At 74.8% G+C, this 19,689-nt stretch carries 16 protein-coding genes and 1 pseudogene; 7 read left to right on the forward strand and 10 right to left on the reverse strand.

The features are described from left to right. Positions 1 to 46 precede the first annotated feature (46 nt). Both PIR53_11545 and PIR53_11550 read left to right on the forward strand, forming a co-directional pair. A pseudogene (locus PIR53_11545) lies at positions 47 to 535 on the forward strand (SigE family RNA polymerase sigma factor). Positions 536 to 1,772: 1,237 nt separating this feature from the next. Then, positions 1,773 to 2,357, forward strand: coding sequence for a hypothetical protein (locus tag PIR53_11550; protein WZH50658.1), 585 nt, complete (start codon positions 1,773 to 1,775; stop codon positions 2,355 to 2,357). Between the two features lie 3 nt (positions 2,358 to 2,360). Here the strand turns inward: PIR53_11550 and ligA are convergent, their stop codons facing one another. The 3 genes from ligA to PIR53_11565 form a co-directional block, all read right to left on the reverse strand. Further along, complete coding sequence (ligA, locus tag PIR53_11555) at positions 2,361 to 4,535, reverse strand: NAD-dependent DNA ligase LigA (GenBank protein ID WZH50659.1); 2,175 nt, start codon at positions 4,533 to 4,535, stop codon at positions 2,361 to 2,363. 40 nt (positions 4,536 to 4,575) lie between these two features. Next, positions 4,576 to 5,295 (reverse strand): hypothetical protein, encoded by a 720-nt coding sequence (locus tag PIR53_11560; GenBank protein ID WZH50660.1) that lies wholly within the window; start codon positions 5,293 to 5,295, stop codon positions 4,576 to 4,578. Positions 5,296 to 5,358: 63 nt separating this feature from the next. Beyond that, positions 5,359 to 6,750: a hypothetical protein gene (locus PIR53_11565; protein WZH50661.1), complete on the reverse strand. Its 1,392-nt coding sequence runs from the start codon at positions 6,748 to 6,750 to the stop codon at positions 5,359 to 5,361. Between the two features lie 254 nt (positions 6,751 to 7,004). On the opposite strand from PIR53_11565, the gene PIR53_11570 reads away from it, so the two are divergent. From PIR53_11570 to PIR53_11585, 4 genes are read left to right on the forward strand one after another with little or no spacing between them, the layout of a single operon-like run. Beyond that, positions 7,005 to 7,619: a TetR/AcrR family transcriptional regulator gene (locus tag PIR53_11570; GenBank protein ID WZH50662.1), complete on the forward strand. Its 615-nt coding sequence runs from the start codon at positions 7,005 to 7,007 to the stop codon at positions 7,617 to 7,619. A gap of 47 nt (positions 7,620 to 7,666) precedes the next feature. After that, a complete protein-coding gene (locus tag PIR53_11575; GenBank protein ID WZH50663.1) occupies positions 7,667 to 9,307 on the forward strand; it encodes an MFS transporter in 1,641 nt (546 codons plus the stop codon). A 52-nt stretch (positions 9,308 to 9,359) separates the two neighbouring features. Further along, positions 9,360 to 10,031: an alpha/beta fold hydrolase gene (locus PIR53_11580; protein ID WZH50664.1), complete on the forward strand. Its 672-nt coding sequence runs from the start codon at positions 9,360 to 9,362 to the stop codon at positions 10,029 to 10,031. Then, on the forward strand, positions 10,028 to 11,212 hold the full coding sequence (locus PIR53_11585; protein WZH50665.1) for a serpin family protein: 1,185 nt from the start codon (positions 10,028 to 10,030) through the stop codon (positions 11,210 to 11,212). Before PIR53_11580 ends, PIR53_11585 begins: the two co-directional genes overlap by 4 nt. Positions 11,213 to 11,240: 28 nt before the next feature. Here the strand turns inward: PIR53_11585 and PIR53_11590 are convergent, their stop codons facing one another. The 5 genes from PIR53_11590 to PIR53_11610 are packed head-to-tail and all read right to left on the reverse strand — an operon-like array spanning position 11,241 to position 16,373. Beyond that, positions 11,241 to 11,786, reverse strand: a complete 546-nt coding sequence (locus tag PIR53_11590) for a type 1 glutamine amidotransferase (protein ID WZH50666.1) — start codon at positions 11,784 to 11,786, stop codon at positions 11,241 to 11,243. A 34-nt stretch (positions 11,787 to 11,820) separates the two neighbouring features. Beyond that, complete coding sequence (locus PIR53_11595; GenBank protein ID WZH50667.1) at positions 11,821 to 12,843, reverse strand: methionine synthase; 1,023 nt, start codon at positions 12,841 to 12,843, stop codon at positions 11,821 to 11,823. Further along, positions 12,840 to 13,976, reverse strand: coding sequence for a tRNA 2-thiouridine(34) synthase MnmA (gene mnmA / locus PIR53_11600; GenBank protein ID WZH50668.1), 1,137 nt, complete (start codon positions 13,974 to 13,976; stop codon positions 12,840 to 12,842). Before mnmA ends, PIR53_11595 begins: the two co-directional genes overlap by 4 nt. Before the next feature lie 7 nt (positions 13,977 to 13,983). After that, positions 13,984 to 15,150: a cysteine desulfurase family protein gene (locus PIR53_11605; protein ID WZH50669.1), complete on the reverse strand. Its 1,167-nt coding sequence runs from the start codon at positions 15,148 to 15,150 to the stop codon at positions 13,984 to 13,986. 47 nt (positions 15,151 to 15,197) lie between these two features. Continuing rightward, positions 15,198 to 16,373 carry a benzoate/H(+) symporter BenE family transporter gene (locus PIR53_11610; GenBank protein ID WZH50670.1) on the reverse strand — a complete coding sequence of 392 codons (1,176 nt, stop codon included), beginning with the start codon at positions 16,371 to 16,373 and terminating at the stop codon, positions 15,198 to 15,200. Between the two features lie 59 nt (positions 16,374 to 16,432). Between PIR53_11610 and PIR53_11615 the strand changes: the two genes are divergently transcribed. Then, positions 16,433 to 16,984 (forward strand): XRE family transcriptional regulator, encoded by a 552-nt coding sequence (locus PIR53_11615; GenBank protein WZH50671.1) that lies wholly within the window; start codon positions 16,433 to 16,435, stop codon positions 16,982 to 16,984. Positions 16,985 to 16,988: 4 nt separating this feature from the next. Here the strand turns inward: PIR53_11615 and proB are convergent, their stop codons facing one another. Then, on the reverse strand, positions 16,989 to 18,101 hold the full coding sequence (gene proB, locus PIR53_11620; protein WZH50672.1) for a glutamate 5-kinase: 1,113 nt from the start codon (positions 18,099 to 18,101) through the stop codon (positions 16,989 to 16,991). Continuing rightward, complete coding sequence (gene obgE, locus PIR53_11625; protein ID WZH50673.1) at positions 18,098 to 19,657, reverse strand: GTPase ObgE; 1,560 nt, start codon at positions 19,655 to 19,657, stop codon at positions 18,098 to 18,100. Before obgE ends, proB begins: the two co-directional genes overlap by 4 nt. Between the last annotated feature and the right edge of the window lie 32 nt (positions 19,658 to 19,689).

The raw sequence follows: 19,689 nt of genomic DNA on the forward strand, positions 1-19,689 counted from the left end.
TCGTCCTCCCTGTCGATCCGCGAGGATCGTCGACGAAGGAGGACCCATGCCACCCAGGACGTCTCGGGCGCCGTCCGACCAGGAGTTCAGCGACCTCGTCCACGCCGCGTGGCCGTCGCTGTACCGCACCGCCTACCTGCTGCTGGGCGACCACGGCCAGGCCGAGGACCTCGTGCAGACGGCGCTCGCGCGCACCTACGCCCGGTGGGGCTCGGTGCGCGACGTGGCCGCGGCCCCGGCGTACGCGCGCCGGGTCGTCGTGACGACCGCGACGACGTGGTTCCGTCGCCGCGGGTTCCGCGGCGAGACCCCCACCGACGTGCTGCCGGAGCGCGCGCACGCCGACGGCGCGGTCGAGGAACGGCTCGACCTCGTCGCCGCCCTCGCCACGCTCCCCCGCCGGCAACGGGCCGTGGTGGTGCTGCGGTTCTACGAGGACCTCTCCGTCCGCGAGACGGCCGAGGTGCTCGGCATCAGCGAGGGGACGGTCAAGAGCCAGACCTCCCACGCCCTCGACAAGCTGCGCGCCGCGCTGCCCGCGGCCCTCTCCAGCCTCCCGACCCCCTCGGCCCCGCGGCCGCCTCGACCCCGGAGGACTCCCGTGCCTGACGACCTGACCACCCTGCTCCACGCGGACGCCGACGCCGTCCGCGTCCCCGCCCCCGACCCCGCCGCCGTGCTCGCCCGCGGCCGGGCGCTGCGGCGCCGCCGTCGGACCGGTACGGCGCTCGTCGCGGCCGCCGCCGTGCTCGCCGTCGGCACCGGCGGGGTGCTCGTGGGCGACCTGCGGTCCCCGGCCGACCCGCCTCCGGCCAGCACCTCCGACCGGTCGACGGCCACGGACGCGGCCACCGACTACGCGACGTACGGCGCCTTCGCGATCGGCGACGAGGTGACGATCGGCGGCGGTCGGACCGTGGCGATCGGGCGGGACGTCGTCTACCTCGCGCAGACCTCGGCCGGCGCGGTGGTGCTGACCACCGGCGGGGACGCGACCGCGTCGCGGCAGCGGGTGGTGCTCGTGCGACCCGACGGGACGACCACCGACCTCGGCGCCCGCGTCGACACCTTGTTCCTGGCAGCGAAGCCGGACGCGCCGTACATCGCGTGGATCAACGAGTCGCCCGACGGCGGCACCGTGCACGTCTGGGACGTCGAGACCGACCGCGAGGTCGGACGGGGCGAGGTGCCGCCGCCCGCCCAGGAGGGCATGGCCCGCCTCCTCGAGCTGAGCGGCGACGCCGTGCTCGTCGACGACGCCTCCGGCACGTCGCGCTGGCTCGCGTGGCGCACCGGTGAGCTGCTCCCTGCGGGCGAGGCACCGGCGGAGGTGGCGGGCCGGCTCCGCCTCGCCTACCTGGGGGACGACGGGGGCAGCTGGGGCGAGTACGCCGCGGTCGACCAGGCCACCGGCGAGGTCGTGCGCAGCGTCGACGCTGGGTCGGGCGAGGTCAGCCTCTCCCCCGACGGGAGCACGCTCTACGTCGACCGCACCCTCGAGGGCGCGGGCGACCCGGCCGACGGACCGGTGCGCGAGGCCGAGCTCGTGGACGTCGCCACCGGCGCCGAGACGCCGCTCGACCTCGCCACCTCACCGACGGCGTGGACCCCCGACGGCGGCGTCCTCGGCGTGGCGGGCTCGGCGGTCGTCGTGTGCCGGGCTTCCGGGTGCACGACGCTGCGGGACGACGTCGACCTGACCGAGACGACGGTGATCGTGCCCGACCTGGCCATCGTCGGCTGAGCAGGCCCGAGCGTCGTAGGGTCGCGGGATGGGTCTCTCCCTCCCGCGCCTCGCGACGCTCGGCTCGCTCGCCCTGGCCCTGTCGGCCGTGACCGCCTGCGGCTCGTCCTCGGACGGGGGCGACGGCGGCGGATCGAGCGAGAGCGCGTCCGCGAGCGAGAGCGCGTCGTCGGGCGCGGGTGGGGCGGCGACCGCCGAGGAGGCGTACGCCGCGTGGCGGTCCTCCGTGCTCGACGACGACCTCGACGCGTTCGATGCCGCGTCCGTCGACGGGGCCTGGTCGGACCTGACCGACACCGAGGACGACGCGGACCTGCTGGCGAGCCTCGTCGACGCTGCTGAGACGGGCCGGCTGGACCTGCCGGAGGAGCCCGAGGCGTTCGTCGGGTTCGACGCGATCCTGGCCGAGCAGCAGCCGGACGAGGAGCTCAGCGACGTGGACCGTGAGGAGTTCCTGACCTCCGTCGAGGACGAGTTCGACCTCGAGTCCGTCGACGACCTCGCCCTGTTCGTGGTGCCGTGGGACCAGGGCAGCGGGCCCGAGGACGTCGACACCCTGTTCGTGCGGACCGACGGCACCTGGCTCTTCTTCGGGATGGAGCCGTCGGCCTGACGCTCAGGCGTCGGGCTCCTCGGCTTCCTCGGACTCCTCGGGCTCCTCGGGCTCCGGACGGAACGGTGCCGGCCCCTCGGCGAGGAGCCGCTTGAAGCTGTCCTCGTCGAGGATCGGGACCTTGAGCTGTTCGGCCTTCTCGGCCTTGGAGCCGGCGTTCTCGCCCACGACGACGAAGTCGGTCTTCTTCGACACCGAGCCGGCGGCCTTGCCGCCGTGGGACAGGATCGCCTCCTTCGCGGAGTCCCGGCTGAAGTCGACGAGCGACCCCGTGACGACGACGGTGAGGCCCTCCAGCGTGCGGGGCGTCGACTCGTCGCGCTCGTCGGCCATGCGGACGCCGTCGGCCGCCCACTTGTCCACGATCGCCGCGTGCCAGTTGTCGGGGTCGTCGGCGTCGCCGAACCACTCCGTGACGGCCTCGGCGATGGTCGGCCCGACCCCCTCGGCTGCCGCGAGCTCCTCGAGGCTCGCGGCGCGGATCGCCTCCATGGAGCCGAACTCGGTGGCCAGGGCTCGGGCCGCCGTCGGCCCGACGTGCCGGATCGACAGCGCGACGAGCACGCGCCACAGCGGCACGTCCTTCGCCTTGTCGAGGTTGGCCAGCAGCTTCACGCCGTTGGCGGTGAGCTGACGCCCCTCCTCCCCCTTCTTGGGCGCGCGCGTGAAGAGCTCCGTGCGCAGCAGGAGGGACTCGTCGATGCGGAAGACGTCGCCCTCGTTGCCGAAGCCGTCCACGCCCAGGAGCGCGACCGCCGCCTCGTACCCCAGCCCCTCGATGTCGAACGCACCCCGGCCCGCGACGTGGAAGACGCGCTCGCGCACCTGGGCGGGGCACTTCTCGTGGTTGGGGCACCGGAGGTCCTTGTCGCCCTCCTTCTGCTGGGCGAGGGGGGTGCCGCAGGCGGGGCACTCGGTCGGCATCACCCACGGCTCGGCGTCAGGCGGGCGCAGGTCGAGCACCGGCCCGACGATCTCCGGGATGACGTCGCCGGCCTTGCGGAGGATGACCGTGTCACCGGGCCGCACGTCCTTGCGCGCCACCTCGTGGGCGTTGTGGAGGGTCGCCATCTCGACCGTCGACCCGGCCACGCGGGTCGGCTCCATGAGGCCGAACGGGGTGACCCGACCGGTGCGCCCCGTGTTGACGAGGATGTCGAGGAGCTTGGCGTTGACCTCCTCCGGCGGGTACTTGAACGCGATCGCCCAGCGCGGCGCCCGGCTGGTCGAGCCGAGGCGACGCTGCAGCGCCACCTCGTCCACCTTGACGACCACGCCGTCGATCTCGTGCTCGACGGAGTGTCGCTCCGCGCCGTACCTCTCGACGTACTGCTGCACGCCCGCGAGGTCGGGCACCACCTCGACCCGGGGGGAGACGGGGAGACCCCACGCGGCGAGCGCGGTGTAGGCCTGCGACTGGGTCGCGGGCTCGAAGCCGCGGCGCGCGCCGATGCCGTGGCAGACCATGCCGAGGGCCCGGGTGGCGGTGACGCGGGGGTCCTTCTGCCGCAGCGACCCCGCCGCGGCGTTGCGGGGGTTGGCGAACACCTGCTTGCCCGCCTCGGTCATCGCGACGTTGAGCCGCTCGAAGGCCTCGACGGGGAGGAAGATCTCGCCGCGCACCTCGACGAGCTCCGGCACTGGGAACTCGTCGGTGCCGGTCAGGCGGTGCGGGATCGAGCCGATCGTCTTGACGTTGGGCGTGACGTCCTCGCCCGTGCGCCCGTCGCCGCGGGTGAGGGCGCGGACGAGGCGGCCGTGCTCGTAGAGCAGGTTGATGGCGAGGCCGTCGACCTTGAGCTCGCAGAGCAGAGCCGGCGACTCGACACCGTCACGACCCAGCCGTGCGTGCCACGACGCCAGCTCGTCGAGCGTGAAGGCGTTGTCGAGGCTCATCATGCGCTCGAGGTGGTCGACGGCCGTGAACTCCGTCGACACGGCGCCGCCGACCCGCTGGGTGGGCGAGTCGGGCGTGCGGAGCTCGGGGTGCGCCTCCTCCAGCGCCTCCAGCTCACGCATGCGGGCGTCGAAGTCGGCGTCCGACAGCGTCGGCTGGTCCAGCACGTAGTAACGCCAGCGCGCGTCCTCCACCTGCTCCGCCAGCTCGCGGTGACGCTCCCGGGCGTCCTCCGACGCAGGCGTCACCGGCGCGGGCTCGGGGACCTCGACTTCGCTCATGGGGACCATCTTGCCGTGCGGGTCCGACAGGTCTGAGGGCTCAGTCCGCGGACCCGGCCGCAGCCAGCGGACGCCCGATGCGCGCGGCCCCCTCGGCCACGACGCCCAGGTCGACGCTCGGGTGGAGCGCGCGCACGAGGTCGGGCGTCAGCGGCCGGTCCTCCACGACGGCGTCGAACGCGTCCTCGTCGATCGCGCGCCCGCCGGACGCGTCCCCGTGGTCGTAGGACAGCGCGCCGTACACGTCGTCGAGGTCCCACTCCTCGACCAGGTCGAGCAGCCAGGACGTGATCTCGGGATCGATCCCGCCCCGGGGCTCCAGCCGCCCGTGCCGCCAGGCGCTCGTCCCGCTCTCGCACCACAGCGCGAGGGTGAGGACCGGGACGGACGGATCGAGGTTGAACCGCACGTCGGTCAGGTAGGGCCGGAGGCCGTCCGGCAGCCCGACCAGCAGGCCGGGCCAGGTCTCGCCCTCGTCGTAGCAGTTCATCACCGACTCGTGGTCGAGCACCCGCAGCAGCGTGAGGTCGCCGGCGAACACCGCGTGGTACCGGTCACCGCCGCCGCTGTCGAAGGTGCCCACGGCGACCGGGGCACCGTCGGCCGTCGTGCCCCACCGCGCGTCGAAGCGGAAACGCGGGAGTCGGCCCCCGCCCAGCACGAGGTCGAGGAGCGCGAGCCGTTCCAGCCGCCGCCGGAGCTCGTGAGGCGGCGGAAGGAGGCGAGCGTTGGCCGCGAGGTCGGCCGTGGTCTCGGACATGCCGCGCCCCGTACCCCGTGGTCGGTGCGCCTGACCCGCGCCCGCCGGTCTCGTGACGCGGCATCAGCCGTAGCGATCTGCGAACGCCAGCATCAGCCGGGCCTCGTTCTCGGAGCAGGGGTGGGTGCCGGTCGGTCCGGTGGTGAAGCCGAGGCCGTTCGGGGTGAGCCAGACGTAGTGGCCGGGGGCGCGTTGTCTTGCTTGGTAGCCGGCGTGGGTCTTCCAGCGGTGGTGGCGGCGGACGAGGGGGCCGGAGTTGTGGGTTCCGGTCTGTTGCCCTGCCTTGCTGGGATCGAAGGGGGTGGGGTGGTCGTAGTCGACGTTGCGGCTGGTGGAGGTGGCGTAGGGCCAGTAGTCGCCGCCGGTGATGAGGTGCACCCGTTCTTTCACTGACTCGGGGTGTTCGTAGGCGGTGGTGCGGACGGCGTCGGCGAGGTCGATGACCGGCTTGACGGTCACCTGGGTGGTCGCGAGGAGCTGCTGGAGGGCGCCGAGGGTGCGGGGGCCGAGCTCTTCGACGCGGGCGACGCCCTGGGCGCCCAGGAGGGTCGCCTCGTGGAGGTGGACGTAGAGCGTGGCCTTCGGGCGGAGCCTGGTCAGGTCGGTGCTGCGGAGGGCATCGAGGACGTCAGCGGGCAACGCGGTCGCGCGTGAGGGCGGCAGGGGCTCGTCGTCGGTGACCGGCTCGGGCTCGACTGCTGTCTCGGCCTGGCTCGCGGTGGTTTCGTGCTCGACGAGCAGCGCGAGGAGCTCGGCCGGGCGCCCGAGGTAACCCAGCGCGATGGCCCGCACCTCGTCCGCGGTCGCATCCGGGTGGCCCGGAGCGATGATCTCCGCGACCCGGGTGACGGTGGCCTGCACCCACACCGCATCCCCGGCATCCAATCTCGCGATCAAGGTCCGCAGCCCGAACTCGTCGGTGCGTCCGAGCCCGACATAACGCCGACGCTTCTCTTCCTCCACGCGGGCCTCGTGCAGGGCAGGGGCGGCCTCGATCACCTTCGCTTCAGCGACCGTGAGCACGCGCCCCGGTGCCTCGGTGGCGATCATCCGCGCCACCGCGACATCCACGCTCCCGACCACCGAGCACGGGAGGTGCCGCGACATCCGGGCGACCTTGCGCGCGACGTACACCTCCGCGCCACCCTCCTGCACCACCCGCCACGTCAACGGGAGACGGTGCTGGAGGTCCAGCACGTCGGCCAGGGCGTTGATCGTGGCCGCCACCCCGGCACTGCGCGCGAGGGCGATCTCACCGAGCGCGTGGTCCTGCACCCGCGGCGTACCCTCCCCACCCACCATCACCAGCGGGTTCCGCAGACGGGTGGACTCCCCCGAGTGCACCGCCGCCCACGCGCTGATCACCTCCAGGTCACGCACCTCCGCCAGCCGGCGGGCGCGCACCGCCTCAGCGGCTGCATCCAGCAGCCCACGAGGCGAGAGGTGATCGAACATGTGTGCGATTCTACGCGCGCCCACCGACACCCGCCAGCGCGAATCCACAGGCCCACGTCGCCGCGCCGTACAACCCAACTCGACGATCCTGCCGCGCCATACACCCCAACTCGGCGAACCTGCCGCGCCGTACAACCCAGCTCGACGAGCGTGATCCAGACCATCGATGAAACGACTTGGTTTCATAGCGCAAGGGGTCTACAGTCCTCGACGGAACGAAACCGTTCCGTTTCATCCACCACCCCGAGGAACCCATGAGCCTGCGTCGTGCCGCCTGCCGCCCCCGTGTCGAGGGGGACCGCGAGCAGGAGATCCGGGACGCGACGGCCGAGGTGCTCGCAGAGGTGGGGTACGACCGTCTCACCATGGACGCCGTCGCGAAGGCCGCCCAGGCCTCCAAGGCGACGCTCTACCGCCGGTGGGAGACCAAGGCCAGCCTGGTGCTCGACACGCTCTGCACCCTCAAGGCCGGTCCCGAGACGCCGATCGACACCGGGTCGCTGCGTGGCGACCTCATCGCCGCGTTCGCCACGCCCTCGGGCTTCATCAACGACAAGGCGCTGACGATCTTCTCCAGCGTCCTCACCGCCATCGCCACGGACGAGGAGCTGGCCGCGGGCTTCCGCGAGCGGTTCCTCGGCCCGAAGCTCGTCATCAGCCACGAGATCTACGCCCGTGCGAAGGAGCGCGGCGAGATCCGGGCCGACCTCGACCTCGACCTCCTCGAGCCCGCCCTCCCGGGCATCGTCATGCACCGGGCCATCGTGCTCGGCGAGCCCCCCACGCGGGAGCTCGTCGTGCGCGTCATCGACGAGATCATCCTGCCGGCCGCCACCCACCGCGCGGACGAGCCCGTCCGCACGACCTGACCGGTCCCCCAGCCACGCCCGTCCGTCCGTCCCACCCAAGGATCCTCATGACCGACCTGTCCCCGGCCTCCCCTGCCTCCGCGCAGGACGAGGCCGCCGCCCCGCCGGCCACCCGCCACCTCGGCTGGGCGCTGGTGCTCATCTCCGTCGCCCAGCTGATGGTCGTGCTCGACGCGACCATCGCCAACATCGCGCTGCCCTACATCGGTGCCGACCTCGGCATCGACGAGGCCAACCTGTCGTGGATCGTCACGGGCTACGCCCTGGCGTTCGGCGGCCTCCTCCTGCTCGGTGGTCGCCTCGGCGACCTCCTCGGTCGCCGCCGCGTCCTCATGGCCGGCCTCGTGATCTTCGCGGTCGCCTCCCTGCTCGGTGGTCTCGCCACCAACGAGGGCCTGCTCCTCGGCGCCCGTGGCCTCCAGGGCCTCGGCGCGGCGCTCGCCTCCCCGGCCGCGCTGGCGCTCATCACGACGACGTTCCCGGCCGGCCCGGCCCGCAACCGGGCGTTCGCGATCTACGCCGCCATGTCCGGCATCGGGGCCGCCTTCGGGCTCATCCTCGGCGGGTGGCTCACCGGCCACAGCTCGTTCTTCGGCGTCGACGTCGAGGGCTGGCGCATGACCTTCCTCATCAACGTGCCGATCGGCATCGTCGCCGCGCTGCTGGCGCCCCGCTTCCTGCCCGAGTCCGCCCGCCACGCCGGTCGCCTCGACGTGCCCGGCGCCGCCACCGGCACGCTCGGCCTGCTCGCGATCGTCTTCGGTCTCACCCGCGCCAGCGAGGAGGCCCACGGCTGGGGCGACACCGGCACCATCGCGGCCCTCGTCGCCGGCGTCGTGCTGCTCGCGACGTTCATCGTGATCGAGACCCGCGTCTCCGACCCGCTCATGCCGATCCGCATCTTCGCCAACCGCACCCGCGCCGCGAGCTTCGTCGCGATGATGATGGTGCCGGCCGCGATGTTCGCGATGTTCTTCTTCCTCAGCCTCTACGTGCAGAACGTCGGCGGCTGGGAGCCGCTCCACACGGGCTTCGCCTTCCTCCCGTTCTCGGTCGGCATGATCGCGGGCGCGACGCTCTCGTCGAAGCTCGTGTCGCACGTCGACCCGCGCTTCATCGCCGGCACCGGCACGATCCTGGCCGCCATCGCCCTCTTCGGGTTCTCGCGGCTGCCCTCCGACCTCGCCGCCGGCGACGTCATCTCGTCGCTCGCGTCGGGTGGCTCCGCCGTCGACATCGACTACGTGTCGGGCATGCTGCCCTACCTGCTGCTCATGTCGTTCGGCATGGGCCTCACGTTCGTGCCGCTGACGCTCACCGCGGTGCACCACGTGCGCGCCGAGGACTCCGGCATCGGCTCGGGCGTGCTCAACACCATGCAGCAGGTCGGTGGCGCGCTCGGCCTCGCGGCGCTGGCCACGGTCGCCAGCCACGTCGCCACCACCAGCGCCGAGACGTTCGGCCCCCAGGCCGGCCAGGCCGTCGCCGGCGCCGGTGTGCCCGCGGAGCAGGGCGGCGCCCTCGCCCAGGCCGCGACCCAGCTGGCGGCGTTCGCCGACGGCAGCACGACCGCGTTCCTCGTGGGCGCCGGGCTCATCCTCATCGGCTCCGTGGTCGTGTGGCTCTTCGTCGACGTGAAGCACGAGGAGCTCGCGACGGACGCTCCCGAGGGCGTGCACGTCGGCTGAGGCCGACTGAGGCCGACCCATCCGAGGGCGTGGCCGGGTACGAAGGGACAGCGTGGACACCGCACGCGACCTCGCACCCGACCACGCCCTCACCCGCGTCGACGTGGCGGACCCCCCGGGGCCCCGCGGGTTGGTGCTCATGCTCCACGGCGGCAAGGAGCACTCGGACCGCGCCGTCGACGGCCGCAGCGCGTCCTGGCGACGCGCGGCGGCCATGCAGCGCACGATCGCGCCCGCCCTCGCCGAGGCCGGCTACGCGACCTGGCTGCTGCGCTACCGGCTCCGGGGCTGGAACGGCGGGGCCCCGGTCGCCGACGCCCGGGCTGCGCTGCGCCGCGCCGACGCCGAGCTCCCCGGCCTGCCCGTGGTGCTGCTCGGGCACTCGATGGGCGCCCGGACGGCCGTGCACGTCGCCGACCACGCCACCGTGGCGGGTGTCGTCGCCCTCGCGCCCTGGTTCCCGCCCGGCGAGTCCGTCTCCGCCCTGCCCGGCCGCACGCTCCGGGTCATGCACGGGGCCCGCGACCGGATCACCTCGGCGCGGGCGTCGGAGGCGTACGTCGCGCGCGCGGCCGACGTCGGCGCCGACGCCACCTTCGTGAGCGCCGGGCTGGCGGGGCACTACATGTTCACCCACGTCGCGCGCTGGAACGCGTTCGCGCTGGAGCGCTCCCTGGAGCTCCTGGCGGCCGCTCACCGGGGGCTGTCAGACTCGGGGAGGTGAGCGAGAAGAGCACCAGCACCCTCCGCCCCGACGTCGACCTGGCCGGTCCGGTCGCCACCTACGCCGACCGGCTCCACCGCGCCCTCGGCGGCACCCACCACGTGGTCTCGCCCCTCGGCGTGTGGCTCGTGCTGGCCCTCGCCGGCACCGCGGCCACCCGCACCGAGACGCAGCGTCGGATGACCGACGTGCTGGGGGTCGACCCCTTCGACGCCGCCGACGCGACGCGCGCGCTCGTGGACGCTGCTCCCGCCGAGCTGCGGCTCGCCGTCGGCGCCTGGGTCGCCGACGCGACGCGGGACGGGGCGAACCCCGCGGCGTACGACGTGTGGTCCCGCAGCCTGCCCCGCTCCGCGGGCACCGGTCCGATCCCACCGCAGGCCGAGCTCGACGCCTGGGCGGACGAGCACACCGACGGCATGATCCCGCGGTTCCCCGCCGACGTGCCGCCGACCACCAGCGTGCTCCTGGCGAGCGCGGTGATGACCCGCATCTCCTGGGCCCAGCCGTTCACCGCGGTGCCCGCGTCCGACCTCGGCGGCGTCTGGGCCGGCACCGTGGACCGGGTGCTCCGCAGTCCCGCCGAGCACCCCGTCGCGGCGGTGGAGGTGGACGGCGCGCGCTACGCCGTGCACCGCGCCGCGAGCAGCGGCGACACGACGGTGCTCAGCGTCATCGCCGAGCACGCGGACGCGGAGCCCGCCGACGTCGTCGCGGTCGCGCACACCGTCGCGCTGGGCGGCGGCACGGCGGTGCCCCTCGCCGACCTGCCCCTCGGTGAGGGTCCGGTGTGGACCGTCACCGAGGAGGACGGGTTCGGCGGCGACCGGACGCAGGCCCTGCTGCCGGCCTGGGCCTCCGACACCGAGGTGGACCTCCTGAGGGTGCCGGCCGGGGTCGACGCCGGGTTCGCAGCGCTCGCCGACCTCCTGCCGACGGCCCCCACCGACCGCACCGGTGCCCTCCAGAAGTGCGTCGCCCGCTACTCGCGCGAGGGGTTCGAGGCGGCCGCCGTCACCGCGATGATGCGGGCGGCCACCGGAGCGCCGAGGCGGGGACGCGTACGCCGCGGGACCGCCCGCTTCGCGCGGCCGTACGCCGTCGTGGCGACCGTGCGGACGGAAGCGGGCCCCCTCCCCGCCTTCTCCGGCTGGATCACCGAGCCGGTCGAGGCGGACTGAGGGAGCCCGCGGGGGTCTGCGCCGACGCTCAGGCCAGCTGCTGGGTGATCGCCCCGACGAACGCCGGCAGGTCGTCCGGGTTGCGGCTCGTGACGAGGGTGCCGTCGACGACGACCTCCTCGTCGACCCACTCGCCGCCGGCGTTGCGCACGTCGTCGGCGAGCGACGGGAAGCTCGTGAGGCGCCGGCCCTGCGTGAGGCCGGCGGAGACCAGCAGCCACGGACCGTGGCAGATGACGGCGACGACCTTCTCCGCCGCGAGGGCGTCGGAGACGATCTTCTGCGCGGTCTCGTCGGTGCGGAGGTGGTCGGCGTTGACGGTGCCGCCGGGCACCACGATCGCGTCGTAGCCCGCGACGTCGACACCGGACAGGTCGCCGTCGACCTCGACCTTCGACGTCTTCTCCGTGTCGCCCTCCATCGCCTGGATGGACTCGCCGGTCGTCGAGAAGACGTGCACCTCGGCGCCCTTCGCGCGCAGCTCGTCGCGCGGCGTCGTCAGCTCGACCTCCTCGAAGTAGTCCCCTGCCACGATCGCGATGCGTCGTCCGGTCAGCTCTCCCTGGGTGCTCATCCTTCGAGGTTAGGCAGACACCCGAAGGGGCGGCTCAGGCCTCGTCGACCCGCCGCGCGGCGTCGTGCAGCGCCTGCAGCACGCGGGGTGCGACGGCGGCGGGCACGCCCGCGAGACCGCACGCGGGCACCAGGCCGAGGCGGTCGCCCGGGGCGAGCCCAAGGGTGTCGAGCCAGCGGGAGGCGCGCTCGGCGAGCCGCTTCTCCGCCGGTGCGGCGGTCGGTGCGGGGTGGGTCGGCACGACCCCCAGGCCGATCGCGACCCCCGCCTCGTAGGCCTCCGCCAGCTGGTCGAGGTCGCCCGCGCCCAGCAGGTCGGCGTCGACCAGCAGGCCCTGGGCGCCCGCGCCCCGCAGCAGCGCCCACGGCACGTCGGCGGCGCACGCGTGGACCCACGGCTCCGCGTCGGCGTCCGCGGCGGCCGCCAGCACCCAGCCGAGCACCTCGGCGAGCTCCGGTCGGTCCACCGACCGGTGCTGCCCCCATCCCGAGGCCGTCGGCACGCGGGCCTGCTGCACGGCCACGAGGGCGGGCTCGTCGACCTGCACGACCACCCGCGTGCAGCCGGGCACCCGGCGGCGCAGCTCGGCCACGTGGTCGGTCACGCCCTCGGCCAGCGCCTGCGCCAGGTCGCGGCGGGCGCCGTGGTCGGCGAGCACCTTGTCGCCTCGGGGACGCTCGGTCGTGGCCGCCAGCGTCCACGGCCCCGCGACCTGCACCTTGAACGGCCCGACGTAGCCCTGCACCCGCTCCTCGAGCGCGTCGAGGTCCTGCATCAGCAGGCTCCGCGCGCGGCGCTGGTCGAGGCCGGGCGACCCCGAGGTGCCCGTCAGCCGCCACCCCGCGGGCTGCAGGTCGACGTCGAGCCCGGTCTGCAGGGCGAGCGCCCGTCCGGTCATCGCCGCCCCGGCGCCCCGGCCCGGCACCTCGGGCACGTACGGCAGCCCGGGGCCGCCGTCGCCGTCCCCGCCGAGCACGTCGAGCACCTGGCGCAGCGCCTCGTCGTACGCCGCCTGGTCGGATCCCGGGTGGGAGCCGATACCGGTTGCGAAGGTCATGCCGCCCGCCTCGTCGTCGCGATCGTCGCGGAGCCGACGACGCGGGTGCCGTCGTAGAACACCGCTGCCTGGCCGGGGGCGATGCCCTCGGCCGGCTCGAGCAGCTCCACCTCGACGGACCCGTCGGCCGCCGGGTCGCGCACGGTCAGCACCGCCGCGTGCTCGGCGCCGTGCGCGCGCAGCTGCACCGTGCAGGTCAGCGGCACGCCGCGCGCCGGCGGCGCGTCGCACCACCGGGGGCGAATGCCGCTCAGCCCGTCGATCCGCAGTCCCTCCCGGGGGCCCACGCGCACGGTGCCGCTCACCGGTTCGATGTCGAGCACGAAGCGCGGCTTGCCGTCAGGCGCCGGTCGGCCGATGCGCAGTCCCCGGCGCTGGCCGATCGTGTAGCCGTAGGTGCCCGTGTGCTGCCCGAGCACCTCGCCGGTCGCGTCGTCGACGATGTCGCCGCCCCACTCCCCCGACGGCTGCGGCGACCGGTCGCCGATCTTCTCGGCCAACCAGCCCGCGTTGTCACCGTCGGCGACGAAGCAGATGTCGTGGCTGTCGGGCTTGTCGGCGACGAGCAGGCCGCGGGCGGCGGCCTCGCGCCGCACGTCCGGCTTCGGGGTGCCGGCCAACGGGAACAGCGCCTGCCGCAGCTGCGCCTGGTCGAGCACGCCGAGCACGTAGGACTGGTCCTTCGCGGCGTCCGCCGCCCGGTGCAGCTCGACGAGCCCCGCGCTCGCGCCGGTGCCGGGCCGGAGGTCGGCGTAGTGGCCCGTCGCCACCGCGTCGAAGCCCAGCGCCAGCGCGCGGTCGAGCACGGCGGCGAACTTGATCCGCTCGTTGCAGCGCAGGCAGGGATTGGGGGTGCGACCCGCGGCGTACTCGTCCATGAAGTCCGTGACCACGTCCTCGTGGAACTCCGCCGACAGGTCCCAGACGTAGAACGGGATGCCGATGACGTCCGCCGCGCGACGGGCGTCGTTGCTGTCCTCGATGGTGCAGCAGCCGCGGGCGCCGGAGCGGTACGACGCGGGGTTGCGCGACAGCGCCAGGTGGACGCCGGTCACGTCGTGGCCGGCCTCCTTCGCGCGCGCCGCGGCGACCGCGGAGTCCACGCCGCCCGACATGGCGGCGACGACCCTCATCGGCTGCTCACCGGCGCACCCGCCGCGCGGCTCCCGCCCGCTCGACCGCGGGGCCGATCGCCGTCAGGAACGCGTCGACGTCGGCGTCGGTGCTGCTGTGGCCCAGCGAGACGCGCAGCGCCTCCCGGGCCTCCTGCTCGTCGATGCCCATCGCGAGCAGCACGTGGCTGGGCTGGGGCACGCCCGCGGAGCACGCGGAGCCCGTCGAGACCTCGACGCCCTGGGCGTCGAGGAGCATGAGCAGGGAGTCGCCCTCGCAGCCGCTGAACCCGAGGTTGGCGATGCCGGGCAGGCGCTCGGCGCCGGCGCCGTGGACGACCACACCGGGGACCAGGTCCCGCACGCCCTCGACGAGCCGGTCACGGAGGGCCTCGAGCCGCAGCGCGGCGCCGGCCTGCTCCTTGACCGCGATCTCGTACGCCGCGGCGAGACCCGCGATGGACGGCACGCCCACCGTGCCGCTGCGCAGGTCGCGCTCCTGCCCGCCCCCGTGCAGGAGGGGGGCCACCTGGATGCCGCGCCGCACCAGCAGCACGCCGACGCCGTGGGGGCCGCCGACCTTGTGGGCGGTCGCCGTCAACAGGTCCACCCCCGAGTCGGCGAAGGACACGGGCACCGCGCCGACCGCCTGCACCGCGTCGGTGTGGAAGGGCACGTCGTGGGCGCGGCAGAGGGCCGCGAGACGCTCGACCGGTTGGACCACGCCCGTCTCGTTGTTGGCCCACATCACCGACACGACGGCGACGTCGTCGCCGGCCAGGGCCGCCTCGAGGGCGTCGGGCAGCACGCGGCCCTCGTGGTCGACCGGCAGCAGCTCGACGCGGGCGTCCTCCCGCTGCTCCAGCCACGCGGCGGCGTGCAGCACGGCGTGGTGCTCCACCGCGGAGACGAGCACGCGCCGGCGGGCGGGGTCCGCGGCGCGGCGCGCGCGGTAGGCACCCTTGATCGCGAGGTTGTCCGACTCCGTGCCGCCCGAGGTGAAGACCACCTCGCTGGGCCGGCAGTCGAGCGACTCGGCCACGCTCTCCCGCGACTCCTCCAGCACCCGACGGGCGTCACGGCCCGCGCCGTGGAGCGACGCCGGGTTGCCCGTCGCGCCGAGGTGCGCGAGCAGCGCGTCGCGGGCCTGGGGGCGCAGCGGGCTGGTCGCGGCGTGGTCGAGGTAGGCGGGCATGGCGCGGACAAGCGTACGCCGCGATCCCGCCACCACCCTTCTCCTGGTCAGCCGCGGACGGGGCGCTCGACGGCGACCCGCACGACCAGCCCGGCGAGCAGCGCCCAGAAGGCCGCGCCGATCCCGCCGAAGCCGAGCCCTCCCGCGGCGACGACGAACGCGACCACGGCGCTGGTCCGCGTCGCGGCGTCCGCCAGCGCCGAGGCCACGGCGGCACCGAACGCGCCGAGCAGGGCCAGGCCGGCGACGGCCTCGACCAGCCCGCCGGGGGCCGCCGCCGTCACGCTGGCCAGCGCGCCGGAGGACAGGGCGAGCACGACGTAGGTCACGCCGGCGCTCACCGCGGCGATCCAGCGCCGGTCCCGATCGGGACCCGCCTCGTCCCCCGCCGCCAGCGCGGCCGAGATGGCGGCCAGGTTGACGGCGTGGGACCCGAAGGGGGCCGCGACGGCCGTCCCGACGCCGGTCACCGTCATCGTCGCGCGCCAGGGCGCGTCGTACCCGAAGGAGCGGAGAACGGCGACGCCCGGCACGTTCTGGGAGGCCATGGTCACGACGTACAGCGGGAGCGCGATGCCGACGAGTGCGGCGGGGGTGAACGCGGGCGTCGTCCACGCCAACGTCGGCGCGAGGGAGCCGGTGACCGCCGTGCCCGTGCGCGTGAGCTCGACGGCGATGACGACCAGCGCGGCGAGCAGCGCCGCCGGCACGGCCCAGCGCGGGGCCAGGCGCACGACGAGGAGCCAGACGAGCACGACGGGGAGGGCGAGCGCCGGGGCGTCCGCGACCGCCTCGACGGGCGCCAGCACGAGCGGCAGCAGCACCCCGGCGAGCATCGCCTGCGCCACGCCCGTGGGGATCCGGGCGACGAGGCGGCCGAGCCAGCCGACGTATCCCGTCGCCACGAAGAGCAGCCCCGTCACCAGGAACGCGCCGACGGCCGCGGGCCAGCCCCCGTCGACCACGCCCGTGCCGACCAGCAGCGCGGCGCCCGGGGTCGACCAGGCGAGGGTGATGGGGATCCGGTACCACAGCGCCAGGCCGATGATGCCGGCCGCGAAGGCCAGCGTGACGGCGAGCAGCCCGGACGCCGCCTCGCGCTCCGTCGCCCCCGCGGCCCGGAGTCCCGCCAGCAGCACGGCGAACGACGAGGTGAACCCGACGACGGCCGTCACGACGCCGGCGAGGACGGGGGCGGTCAGGGAGCGCTCGGCGGTGGGCACGGGCGCACGGTACGCCCTGTTCCGTATATGGAACAACCCGGTTCGGTCATGATGGCCCGATGGACGAGACCCGCGACCCCGCCGCTGCCGCCGTCGGCGCCCGGGTGCGCGCCCTGCGGTCCGACCGCGGCCTCACCCTGAGCGCGCTCGCCCGCGCGGCGGGAATCGGCAAGGCGTCGCTCTCCGAGCTCGAGCAGGGCCGGCGCAACCCCACGCTGGCGACGCTGTACGCCGTGGCCCGACCCCTCGGCGTACCGCTGGTCGCGCTGCTCGGCGACGCCCCCGGCGCGGTCGTCACGGACCCCCGGGAGCCCGGCGCCCCGGGGCTGGTCGCCCGGTTGCTCCACGTCGACCGGGACCCCGGGACGACGACGGAGGTCTACTGGATCGAGCTGCCGCCCGGCGGGCGGCGCGACTCCGTGCCCCACACCGCCGGGGCGGTCGAGCACGTGCTCGTCGTGCGCGGGTCGCTCGTCGTCACCGTCGACGGCGTCCCCACGACGCTCGGGCCCGGCGAGGCCCACGCCTGGCGGGCCGACGTCCCCCACGGGTACGCCGCGGGACCCGACGGCGCCGCCGGGGTCGACACGATCACGACCGGGCCCGGCTGACGCCTCAGAGCAGGACCAGGTCGTCGCGGTGCACGACCTCGCGCTCGTACTCCGCACCCAGCGCGGCGGCGAGCTCGGCGCTGGAGCGCCCCGCGAGCCGCGGGATCTCCTCGGCGTCGAAGTTGACCAGCCCGCGGGCGACCGCGACGCCGTCGGGGCCGACGAGGTCGACGGGGTCGCCGGCGTGGAACGTGCCCTCGGAGCCGGTCACGCCGGCGGCGAGCAGGGAGGCGCGGTGACCGAGCACGGCCCGCACCGCCCCCGCGTCGAGCAGCAGCGCGCCCTTGCCCTCCGTGGCGTGGCGCAGCCACAGCAGCCGCGTCGGACGACGACGGCCGGTGGCGTGGAAGAGGGTGCCGATGGGGTCACCGGCGAGCGCCGCCGCCGCGTTCGGCGCCGACGTCAGCACGACGGGGATGCCGGCGCCCGTCGCGATCCGCGCCGCCTCCACCTTGGTGACCATGCCCCCCGTGCCGACGCCCGCGGACCCGACGGACCCGATCTCGACCTCGGCCAGGTCGGCGTCGGAGCGCACGTCGGTGAGCAGCGACGTGCCCGGCAGGGCGGGGTTGCCGTCGTAGAGCCCGTCCACGTCGGACAGCAGCACGAGCAGGTCGGCGTGCACGAGGTGCGCGACGAGCGCGGCGAGCCGGTCGTTGTCGCCGAAGCGGATCTCCTGGGTGGCGACCGTGTCGTTCTCGTTGACGATCGGCAGCACCCCGAGCTCGAGGAGCTTGGCGAAGGTCTGGTGGGCGTTGCGGTAGTGCGAGCGCCGCACCACGTCGTCCACGGTGAGGAGCACCTGGCCCGTGGTGACGCCGTACGCCGCGAGCGCCGCCGTGTACTGCGCCACCAGCAGGCCCTGGCCCACCGACGCGGCGGCCTGCTGCGCGGCCAGCCCCTTCGGGCGGCGCTTGAGGCCGAGCGGCGCGAGACCCGCGGCGATCGCGCCCGAGGAGACGAGCACGACCTCGACCCCGCGGGCGCGGACGGCGGCGAGCGCCGTCACCAGCGCCTGGAGGCGCTCCGGCGCGATGCCGCCCGCAGCTGTGGTGAGGGAGGAGGAACCGACCTTGACGACGACGCGGCGCGCCGCCGTCACCTCCGGCCGGCTCACCGCTCCTCGCTGCGGGACGGGTCGTCTTCGCTCCACCCCAGGTCCTCCGGCACCGGCTCGGCGTCCGGGTCGTCGGAGCCGCCGATCTCGTAGGACACCGGGCCGTCGACGCGACGGGCCACGTCGGCGCGCGCCTCGCCCTCCGCACGGTCCTCGAAGCCCTCGTCGATCGCGCGCCGGCGGGACGCGGCGGGCCGCTCCTCGGTGAAGCGCTGGTCCTCGCCGCGTCGTCCGAGCATCTCCGCGCCCGCGTCGATGCCCGGCTTGAAGTCGAAGACGACCGCGTTGTCGGGGTGGCCGATGAGCACGGTGTCGCCCTCGACCGCACCGAGCTTGACGAGCTCCTCCTCGACGCCGAGGCGGTTGAGGCGGTCGGCGAGGAAGCCGACGGCCTCGTCGTTGCTGAAGTCGGTCTGGCGCACCCAGCGCTCGGGCTTCGTGCCCCGCACTCGCCAGCCCTCGCCGGTCTCGGTGACCGTGAACTCGTCGCCGCCGTCGGCACCGCCCGGGCGGAGCACGATCCGCGTGGCCTCGACGACGGGACGCGCGGCGCGCGCCTCCTGCACGATCCGCGCCATCGCGAAGGTCAGCTCGCGCACGCCCGCGCCGGAGGCCGCCGAGACGAGGTGGACGGCGAGCCCGCGGGCGGCGAGGTCCTCGACCACCATGTCGGCGATGTCCGCGCCGTCGGGCACGTCGACCTTGTTGAGCGCGACCAGCCGCGGCCGGTCCTCGAGCCCGCCGTAGCGCGCCAGCTCGTTCTCGATGACGTCGAGGTCGTCGACCGGGTTGCGACCCGGCTCGATGCTGGCCGTGTCGATGACGTGCACCAGGGCGGCACAGCGCTCGATGTGGCGGAGGAAGTCGTGGCCGAGGCCGCGCCCCTCGCTGGCGCCCTCGATGAGGCCCGGCACGTCGGCGACGGTGAAGACGGTGTCCCCCGCCGTGACGACGCCGAGGTTGGGCACGAGGGTCGTGAACGGGTAGTCGGCGATCTTGGGCCGCGCGCGCGACATGGCCGCGATGAGCGAGGACTTGCCCGCGCTCGGGAAGCCGACGAGGCCGATGTCGGCCACGACCTTGAGCTCGAGGCTGATCGTGAGCTCGTCGCCGGGCTCGCCGAGGAGGGCGAAGCCCGGCGCCTTGCGCTTGGCCGAGGCCAGGGCCGCGTTGCCGAGGCCGCCGCGGCCGCCCTGGGCGATCACCATCTCCGTGCCGGCGCCGACCATGTCGGCGAGCAGCTCGCCGTCCTCGCCCCGCACGACGGTGCCGTCCGGCACCGGGAGGACGAGGTCGGAGCCGTGGGCACCGTTGCGGTGGGCCCCGGCGCCGTGACCGCCGTGCTCGGCGCGGCGCTTCGGGCTGTGGTGGTAGTCCAGCAGCGTCGTCACGTTGGGGTCGACGCGCAGGATGATCGAGCCGCCGGGGCCGCCGTTGCCGCCGTCGGGGCCGCCGAGCGGCTTGAACTTCTCGCGGTGCACCGAGGCGACGCCGTTGCCGCCCCGGCCCGCCGCCACGTGGAGGGTGACGCGGTCGACGAAGGTGGGGACGGCCATGGGTGCTCCTCGATGAGCCGCCGCTCGGGGCG

The sequence above is a fragment of the Nocardioides alkalitolerans genome (assembly GCA_038184435.1).
Taxonomy (GTDB): Bacteria; Actinomycetota; Actinomycetes; order Propionibacteriales; family Nocardioidaceae; genus Nocardioides; species Nocardioides alkalitolerans_A.